Here is a 9,721-nt window from a genome sequence, read left to right on the forward strand (position 1 = left end):
GTTATGTTCATTGGTTTGAGGAGATAATGTTATGTTGACTATTTTAGGACTTTTGGAGTTAGTCTAACTAAGAATGTAAAGTTTTGTATCAGCTTTCAACATTTCTGGGACAAATGGTATCCCCTCAGCAGCTACTAGACTTTGCTGATACCCATCAGGTGTTAATATTTGAAGACGCAGCCCAAGCCCACTTAGCCTACAGAGAAGGATATAAAGCTGGTTCTGTGGGAACAGCCGCCGCTTTTAGTTTTTATCCCAGCAAGAATTTAGGTGCTTTGGGTGATGGAGGGATATTACTAACTAAAGATGCAGATATAGCCAGTAAAGTTGCCCGTATACGGAATTATGGTTCATCCCAGAAGTACGTACATATAGAAATGGGGACAAATAGCCGTTTAGATACATTACAAGCAGCAGTATTGCTAGAAAAATTACCTCATTTGCCTCAATGGAATAGCGATCGCCTCAGTGTTGCCCAAACTTATGATCTAGAATTAGCACCATTAGCATCAGTTGGTATTACTCCTATACAAAACCAAAGTAATACAGGTCATGTTTATCATCTCTACGTGATTAAGATTGACGATTCATGTCCTGTAGAACGACAGCATATCCAAGAACAACTGACAGCAGCAGGGATTCAAACTGGCATTCACTACCCCATTCCTTGTCATTTACAGCCAGCATTTACCAATCTAGGCTATAAACCCGGAGATTTTCCCCAATCCGAAAAACTAGCAAAACAAATATTATCTTTACCCATGTACCCTGGTTTAAGCCAAAGTCAAATTAGAGAAGTTGTCGCAGCTATTGCCAAGATAGTGGGAGATTTTACCGAAAAACCAGCATCCACTACTAAGGAAACTACAGTAGGATAAGTTTAGTGCTGAATTCCCATGAAAATTTTCATTAGGAGTCAGGATTAAATTAATTGATCGATTTGCATTCATATTTTGATGCTTTCAAACCCTTAAATTTGAATTGCTTAAGGTTATGGCATTTCAGCAACAAATTAGAACCCGAAATATAGACCAACTACTGGGTATAAGCATTTTAGGTCTTTTAGCACTGCTATATACCCCCATTTTGCTGCATTGGTTAGATGGTTGGCTGAACAAAAGCATTAGCATAGAACACGAATATTTCAGTCATGGTATTATTGGTATCCCATTTGCAGCCTATCTCAGTTGGGGAAACCGCAAAAAGTGGCAACGTCTACCAAACAAAACCCATCCCTTAGGAGCAACTTTACTTGTGATTGGGGGAGTTTTTTACTTAACTGGTGTTACCGAATGGGTTAATATATCGTTGCCCACAATCTTGGCAGGATTATGCTTGTGGTTCAAGGGTTTTCCTGGGTTAAAGTTACAAGGCTTCCCTTTACTATTACTATTTTTAGCTACTCCAACAGCAATACCTTACCTGATAGCTCCTTATACTTTCCCTTTGCAAAGCTTCATTGCAGGTACAGCAGGTTTCATTCTGAATCAGTTTGGCATGAACGCAGTTGTCGATGGTATCAATATCTACGTAGCTGGCAGAATTGTCGAAGTTGCTCCCTATTGTGCAGGCTTGAAAATGTTGTTTACAACAATCTACGTTTGTTTGATGCTGCTGTATTGGACAGATGCTTTGTCTTCACGCCGTGCAACTCTTTGGTTTTTATCAACTGCTGTGGTCATTAGTGTAATTGCTAACATCATTCGTAACACTATACTCAGCTTTTTTCATGGCACAGGTCAAGAAACAGCCTTTAAATGGCTACATGACAGTTGGGGAGGCGACCTCTATTCTGCTTTGATGCTACTGTCTTTAATACCAATTTTGAATTGGATGAATGATTATTTTTCTGAATCTCTAGACACTCAAACAGAAATAGAGAGTTAACAAATTCCATTTGTGAATAAATATTTATGAAAAATCTGAGCGTTAGACTTTAATGCTCAGATTTTTATCTGTCCCGTTCTGGGTATTCGGAAGAAAAAATTTATCAAGATTTCATATACATGAACACAGTGAATAAACTTGCTGTGCAGATTCTAGTGTATAAACTTAGATAGACTGTCGATTTTACTGAACCTACAGTGTCATTTTTTCCAGTAAAATTTTGCGTAAATATAGCAATTTTTACTAATGATTCCCTTATCTAAGCTTCTCAAACAAAAGCATTTGACTACTTTAGTAGTGCTTTTGTTGTTCCTACTACTATTGACCGTGGGAGCAATCCCCGGATATCTAAGCGGACGCTGGCAATGGAAACAACCACCGCCTCTTGCTAACCTCAATTCCTTGAGGGAAATACGTAATCAAGGGTTAAAGTTACCAGGCTGGCAGACGACTGATCAAGCAGAACAAACCATTGGTCAAAATAAATGGTCTTTGCAGGTTGTTAAGCAAGAAGGTTCCAAAAATCTGGCAATATTGCTGTTACTGCCGCAAAATAGCTCGAAAAACCAACCAGAAGTAGAGTGGACAGATGTTAGTGGTTGGGGAAAATTGCGCTGGGGAAAATGGGACATAGCACAATCGCGTTCAGCCCAATTTACCGTTACACAACCTGCCAATTCCCAGGGGAATGACAAAATTCAGGTAGACGCTACGTTCTTTCGGGCCTCTACTAATCAGGAAACCTTTGCGGTCTTGCAATGGTACGCATTACCAAATGCTGGATATCCCTCTCCTGTTCGCTGGTTCCTGGCAGATCAATTAGCTCAATTGCAAAAAAATCGCGCTCCGTGGGTAGCTGTGAGCATTCTCATTCCCATAGAGCCTTTGGGTCAAGTGGAAACTACTTGGCCATTAGCCCAGTCTATTGGTGAAACAGTACAATCCACATTAATGGCAGGGCCTTTAAAGATTAGTTCGTGATGGCAATGACTCCTGGCGGTATATTCTAAATTCAGTCATGTTAAGAGATTTTAGTGGTTATATGCGTGCATTTAGCGCCCTATCCCTGGCAAGTTTGCAAGTAAGTGTTTTATTCGCTACAAGTTTTCAACCTGTGATTGCTCAAACTTTACCCTCGTCTGAGCAATTATTTCCTACACCCCCACCAGAGAGTGAAACTGTACCCCAAAATACAAATAACCAAACTTCTCCCCAGTTCACTCGTTACTTACTAGGACCAGGTGATGTCATCAATGTGACGTTCCCTCGTCCTCCTGGACCTTACCGCCTGGGGCCAGGAGATGCTATCAGCGTTTCTGTTCAACGCTTTCCAGATTTAAGTTTTCAAGCCGGAATTAACCCGGAAGGTAACATTATAGTTCCACTATTGGAGACAGTTTCGCTACAAGGTTTAACTTTGCTAGAAGCACAAGCAAAAATTCGCTCATTACTGAATCGTTTTGTCATTGATCCTGTAGTTGTTTTATCTTTGTCTTCACAGCGTCCAGATGCTAGTTTTCAAGCCCCAGTGAATACAGAAGGCAACATTGTCATTCCACAAGTGGGAACATTATCTGTACAAGGCTTGAGTTTGGAAGAAGCACAAGAAAAAATTCGCTTAAGTATGAGCAAAATTTTGATTGATCCGCTTTTGGTTGTTACTCTAGCCAGCCCAAGACCAGTACAAGTAAGTATTAGTGGTGAAGTTTTTAGGCCAGGTATTTATAACCTGAATGCAGCATTACCAAGGGTTGGAGATGCTTTGTTGGTGGCTGGCGGTTCTACTATGACCGCAGATTTACGCCAAGTGCAAGTACGTCGGAGGTTAGTGGATGGTTCAGCAATTTCGCAAACGATTGACTTGTATGCTACGTTGCAAAATGATGGCTCAATACCTAGCTTGAGATTGCAAGATGGTGACTCACTAGTTATTCCTCGCCGTGAAATCGGTACAGAGGACGGTTATGACCGTAATTTAGTAGCGCGTTCAACCTTGGCTACACCACAAATTAGAGTCCGGGTTTTGAATTACGCTGCGGGAGGTCTTGTAACGCAAGCTTTGCCTAATGGTAGTACTTTTATAGATGCCTTAGGGGGAATTAATCTTGATACTGCTAACGTTAGAAATATTGCCTTAGTCCGCTTTGACCCTGAACGTGGTAGAGCAGTTACGCAAAGGCTGGATGGGAAAAAAGCCTTAGAAGGTGACGCGTCTCAAAATGTGCCACTGCAAGATAATGATGTTATTGTAGTTGGACGAAACTTGGTTGGGAGGATTACAAATTTTCTCAGTACTATTACTCAACCATTCTTCAATGTTCGCTCATTCCTCAACTTTTTTGACAACTTCGGCAGGTAGGGTGGGGACTGGCAATTAAAAAATGTTCCATCCCTACGGAACTTTACGCAAACGCTGATTAAGTAGAGCAAATAGGAGGATAAAGAGAAAAATCTCAACAATGGCATTATTTAATCTAAAAAATTTCCCAAAGACAGTTTTGATTGCCATTGCATTCATAATTGATCCCAAAAAATAAAGAATTAAGGAATTCAGGTGACGAATGGATCATAAATGATGAATAATAGCTAGTAAACATCACACTATATTTCCGTTGACCGCATAAATTTTCATTAATTCTATATGCCTCTTTGATGACCGGAGAACAAGAGGATAAAAGCCCCAAAGTATATTTATGGGGACATGAATTTTAAATTGTGTTGGCGCAAGCCGTGCCGTAGGGTATTTTGAATTCGGAGTGAAGCGACGTGACCCCACCAATTGTTAAGAGCTATATTATTGCTTTTGAAAAATATAAATGGATTGGATTAGCCAGCTTTGCTTTAGTCTTAGCGGGGTCAACAGTTGTGGCTATCCAACCAGAACCACCACCCACCTATACAGCAACTGGCTCACTGACTTACTCTCGACCCCCAGTATCATTTTCTGCTACAGGTAGCGAAATTCAGCAACAAGGTCAGGAATTAAACGAGCGAATTCTGCTATCAGATCAGGTGATCGACGGTATATCGGCAAAAATGAATATTCCAGCCAGAACTATTGGCGCTAATGTGGCAATTACACCACCAAGAAGAAGCCCACGTACTGGAGAATTAGAATCTAATGTTATTGCTCTGGCGTATAAAGATAGCGATCCCAAGCGGGCGCAAGAAGTATTGCTGGAACTGATGCAATCAATGGTTAAGCTCAGTAGTGATATTAATACTGGGCGATTAAACGCAATTATTGAAAAAATTAATGAACGCATACCACAGGCTAGGTCTGAACTACAAGCAGCCGAGAAAAGGCTAGAACAGTACGATCGCCGGGAGCGACCAGCTATATTAGCCGCAGAAAATGGTAGTTTACTGGGCGCTGTTACAAGTAGTCAAAATCAGCAACGGGTAATCCGCCAAACTATTACCGGGATAGAGGCTCAAATTCTCAGTTTGCAAGATAAATTGGGTTTAGATGTAGGTCAATCTTATGTTTCCTCAGCTTTGAGTGCAGATCCCATAATTGCAGGTTTGCGATCGCAAATTTATCAAACAGAATCACAAATAGCTTTACTCCGTAAAGATTTACGTCCAGAACACCCAAACATGATTCAGTTGCAACGTCAAAAACAAGCAACTGAAGAATTACTCCAGCAAAGAGCATCTGAAGTCGTCGGTGGTGGCGGGACAGCAGCTCCCTTAGCCGGAAATATCACTGGTATCCGCACCCAAAGCAGTCTAGATCCAGCAAGACAACAGTTAGCAAACCAGATGGTGGCTTTGCAAACTCAAAAAGAAACACTGCAACAACAATTATTGCAGCAAATACGAGACGAACAGAGATTACGGCAGGAATATTCCCAAATACCAAACAAACAATTAGAGCGATCGCGCCTAGAACAGGAAGTCGGACTGAAGAAATCAGTTTATGATCAAATGCAGGTCAAGCTAACAGATGCTCAAACTGCCGAGGCAGAGACTGTTAGTAGCTTTAGCATTTCTCAAGTCCCCGTAGTGGCAGTTGATGCCAAAAAACCAAAAAGCGTCCCCTTAACCTTGGGTGTGGGTGGTTTCTTAGGATTGTTAGTTGGTGGTGGGGTAATCTTCTTGTTGGGTTCCTTAGAAGGTACACTCCGAACCAGAGAGGCGATCAAAGACAGCCTCAAACAACGAGAAGTGGCATTACTGGGAGAAATACCTTTATTACCAGTGGACGATTTACCCCTAGATGCCTTACCTGTGATTCTTTCTCCAGATTCTGTATATTTAGAGTTTTATGAGAAATTACGCAGTAACTTACGGCGCATGGGGGGGAGAAATTTAAAGGTTCTTTTGGTGACTAGTACCAGTAGCCAGGAAGGTAAAACAACCAGTGCTTATAACCTGGGTGTAGCCTCCGCCCGTGCTGGCAAAAGAACCTTAATTATCGAAACAGATTTGCGATCGCCTTCACGCTCTTCATCCCTGAGAGTTTCTCCCGACGAGGATGCCACTCTTGAACCACTGCGTTATTATGGCAGCTTAAGTGAATGTATCCGCTTAGTGCCTGAAGTCGAAAATTTATACATCATCCCTAGCCCTGGGCCTGTGCGTCAATCTGCTGCCATATTGGAGTCAAGTGAGATGAGGCGGCTCATGGAAGATGTGAGAGAGCGCTATGATTTGGTTATTTTAGATACAAGCCCATTAAGTATATCCAATGATCCTTTGCTAATTCAACCCTATAGCGATGGCATAGTGCTTGTATCACGAGTCAACTATACACAAGACAGTATGCTGGCTGAAGCTATCGATCAGCTAGTGGAAGCAGAACTAGGGTTAGTAGGAGTCATAATCAACGGGGCTGACATCACTGTTTCGTTACCACCCTCTGCCGAATACTTGTCAGATTACACATCTGGAGAAGAAAGAGAAATCAGGGAAGAATCAGAAGGAATTTCTGTTGGTGTCAGTCACAACTGATGGGTGAACAATAAAAAACTCTGAATGTGATATTGTACCTGACACCTACAAACTCATAGACTATGAGTATAAACTATTGATTCTTGTGAATTAATGATGAGTTTCTGGTTAAGTTTGTGTGGTGCAGTAGTAATTTTATCCTACCTGTTGGGTTCTTTCCCCACAGGATATATTGCTGTCAAACAACTCAAAGGTATTGATATCCGTGCAGTAGGTTCAGGTTCCACCGGAGCAACCAATGTTCTGAGAACCTTGGGTAAAGGGCCAGGAGCATTTGTTTTAGGAATTGATTGCTTAAAGGGAGTATTAGCGATCGCTCTAGTTTACTACTTGTTCAACTTCGCTGCCAGTCAAAACCTGATTCCCACAACGGTAGATGTAAAACTGTGGCAACCTTGGTTAGTCACCTTAACAGGTATAGCCGCCATCTTAGGGCATAGTAAATCGATTTTTTTGGGCTTTACAGGTGGTAAATCTGTCGCTACCAGCTTAGGGATTTTGTTAGCCATGAATTGGCAAGTGGGTTTAGCAACATTAGGTGTGTTTGCCGTTGTTGTAGCAATATCGCGGATTGTATCACTTAGTTCCATCATGGGAGCGATCGCGGTTCCTATTGTCATGGTAGTTTTGCATCAACCCTTACCCTACATTCTGTTTGGTATTGCTGGCGGGTTATATGTAATTTTGCGTCACCGTAGTAATATTGAGCGTTTACTTGCAGGTACAGAACCCAAAATTGGACAGAAAATCACAACAGAACCAGAACAAAGCGCTTAAAAATTTCTCTTCCCCACTCCTCACATCATGAAGTTACCAGAATTAGATACTGAAACTATAGATCGCATCATTGAAATGGCTTGGGAAGATAGAACTCCCTTTGAGGCAATTGAAACTCAATTTGGCCTGTTAGAGAAACAGGTAATTGCTCTCATGAAACGCGAAATGAAAGAATCAAGCTTTCGGATGTGGCGAGAACGAGTTAACAAACGCCAAACCAAGCATTTAGGGAAACGAGATTTTATTGCAGGTAGGTTTAAGTCACATAATCAAAAAACATAAGTTTAAAAATGACCATTGGAGTTTGGATATTAGGCGACCAACTTTGGGAACAACAAGCAGCATTACAAAGTTGTTCTCAAAAGGAAAATTTACCTGTAATTTTTATCGAATCATTACAACATATTCAAATTCGCCCTTATCATCAGCAAAAGCTGGTTTTAGTGTGGTCAGCAATGCGGCATTTTACTGAAGAACTGCACCAAAAAAAATATTCTATTACTTATACAATAGCTGATGATTTTGCTCAACCACTACAAGAATGGGTCAAAGCAAATCAAATAACTGAATTACGGGTGATGACTCCTAGCGATCGCCCCTTTATACAGCTAATTCAAAATTTAGAATTATCTTGTAAAATTAGTTTAATTCCTAATAATCATTTTTTGTGGAATACAGAAGAATTTAATCACTGGGCTAAACATCGTAAGCGTCTATTAATGGAAGACTTTTACCGAGAAGGTAGGCGGCGTTTCCAAATATTAATGGAGCAAGATAAACCAGTAGGGGGAAAATGGAATTTAGATAGAGAAAATCGTCAACCACCAAAAAGCAAGTTACATACACCCCCTACACAATGGTTTGAGCCAGATAAAATTACACAAGATGTCATTGCCAAAGTTCAGTCTATCCCGATTCCCACCTACGGAGAAATAGAACCCTTCCTTTGGGGGGTGAATCGCAGTCAAGCACTACAGGTTTTAGATTGGTTTATTCAACATCGTCTATCTGATTTCGGCCCTTACCAAGATGCAATGGTAACAGGAGAAGAAACCCTATGGCACGCCATGATTTCTCCTTACCTAAATATTGGTTTACTCCAACCTTTAGAAGTAATTCAAGCAGCAGAGCAAGCTTATCAACAACACCAATTACCTTTAAATAGTGTAGAAGGTTTTATCCGTCAAGTGCTAGGTTGGCGGGAATATATGCGTGGTGTTTATCATTATGTAGATGTAGACTATCCACATAAAAATTGGTTTAACCATACAAAACCTTTACCAGAATTTTTCTGGACAGGTAAAACAAAAATGAATTGTTTGCACCAAATTCTTACCCAAGTCCAACGCACAGGATATGCTCATCATATCCAAAGGTTAATGGTGTTGAGTAATTTTGCTCTGATTGCTGGAATATCACCCCAAGAAGTAGAGAGTTGGTTCCATGCTGCTTTTATTGATGCTTATGATTGGGTGATGCAGACAAATGTAATTGGCATGGGTTTATTTGCTGATGGGGGAATGTTAGCATCAAAGCCATATAGTGCATCTGCTAATTATATAAATAAGATGAGTGACTATTGTAAAAATTGTGCGTATTCTCATAAAGAACGTATTGGAGAAAATGCTTGTCCGTTTAACTTTTTCTATTGGAATTTTCTAGATAAACAACGCAATAAGCTACAAACTCAAGGACGGATGAGCTTTATTTTAAATAATTTAAATAAAATGTCTGCGGAAGAATTACAGTCTATCCGCGAACAAGCACAAAAATGGTGGACTGATATCATGCCGACTTGAGAATTGGCAATTTAAAAAAATCAGCAGTGTTACTTTATGATTCTAAACAACTCTAAGCAGCCATTAGTATTTATTTAATTCTAATAAAATTGGATTATATACTATGTTTAACCCATATATTTACTCATCATAATAACTTTACTAAGTTATCAGTCTTTTTTTTAGCTTGTAATGTTCACGCTAAAGCAATATACACAGAAATGTTGAAAGCTGATACAAAACTTTACATTCTTAGTTAGACTAACTCCAAAAGTCCTAAAATAGTCAACATAACATTATCTCCTCAAACCAATGAACATAAC

General features: G+C 40.3%; 7 protein-coding genes and 1 pseudogene. All 8 read left to right on the forward strand.

Features of this window, described 5'->3' with window-relative positions; genetic code table 11:
• Positions 1–107 precede the first annotated feature (107 nt).
• A pseudogene (locus H6G18_RS24090) lies at positions 108–878 on the forward strand (DegT/DnrJ/EryC1/StrS family aminotransferase); the annotation flags it as partial.
• Between the two features lie 115 nt (positions 879–993).
• Positions 994–1,887, forward strand: coding sequence for a cyanoexosortase B (gene crtB, locus H6G18_RS24095; RefSeq protein WP_190409614.1), 894 nt, complete (start codon positions 994–996; stop codon positions 1,885–1,887).
• Positions 1,888–2,133: 246 nt separating this feature from the next.
• Positions 2,134–2,868, forward strand: coding sequence for a cyanoexosortase B system-associated protein (locus tag H6G18_RS24100; RefSeq protein WP_190409615.1), 735 nt, complete (start codon positions 2,134–2,136; stop codon positions 2,866–2,868).
• 37 nt (positions 2,869–2,905) lie between these two features.
• On the forward strand, positions 2,906–4,246 hold the full coding sequence (locus H6G18_RS24105; protein WP_190409616.1) for a polysaccharide biosynthesis/export family protein: 1,341 nt from the start codon (positions 2,906–2,908) through the stop codon (positions 4,244–4,246).
• A gap of 407 nt (positions 4,247–4,653) precedes the next feature.
• Positions 4,654–6,843, forward strand: a complete 2,190-nt coding sequence (locus H6G18_RS24110; RefSeq protein ID WP_190409617.1) for a GumC family protein — start codon at positions 4,654–4,656, stop codon at positions 6,841–6,843.
• 96 nt (positions 6,844–6,939) lie between these two features.
• The gene (gene plsY, locus H6G18_RS24115; protein ID WP_190409620.1) at positions 6,940–7,620 is read left to right on the forward strand and encodes a glycerol-3-phosphate 1-O-acyltransferase PlsY; all 681 of its coding nucleotides are present in this window, start codon (positions 6,940–6,942) and stop codon (positions 7,618–7,620) included.
• A 27-nt stretch (positions 7,621–7,647) separates the two neighbouring features.
• A complete protein-coding gene (locus H6G18_RS24120; RefSeq protein ID WP_190409618.1) occupies positions 7,648–7,902 on the forward strand; it encodes a TIGR03643 family protein in 255 nt (84 codons plus the stop codon).
• A gap of 8 nt (positions 7,903–7,910) precedes the next feature.
• Entirely contained in the window at positions 7,911–9,419 is a 1,509-nt protein-coding gene (locus tag H6G18_RS24125; protein WP_190409619.1) for a cryptochrome/photolyase family protein, read from the forward strand.
• Positions 9,420–9,721 lie beyond the last annotated feature (302 nt).

The sequence above is a fragment of the Anabaena subtropica FACHB-260 genome, assembly GCF_014697105.1.
In the GTDB taxonomy this organism is placed as follows: Bacteria; Cyanobacteriota; Cyanobacteriia; order Cyanobacteriales; family Nostocaceae; genus Trichormus; species Trichormus subtropicus.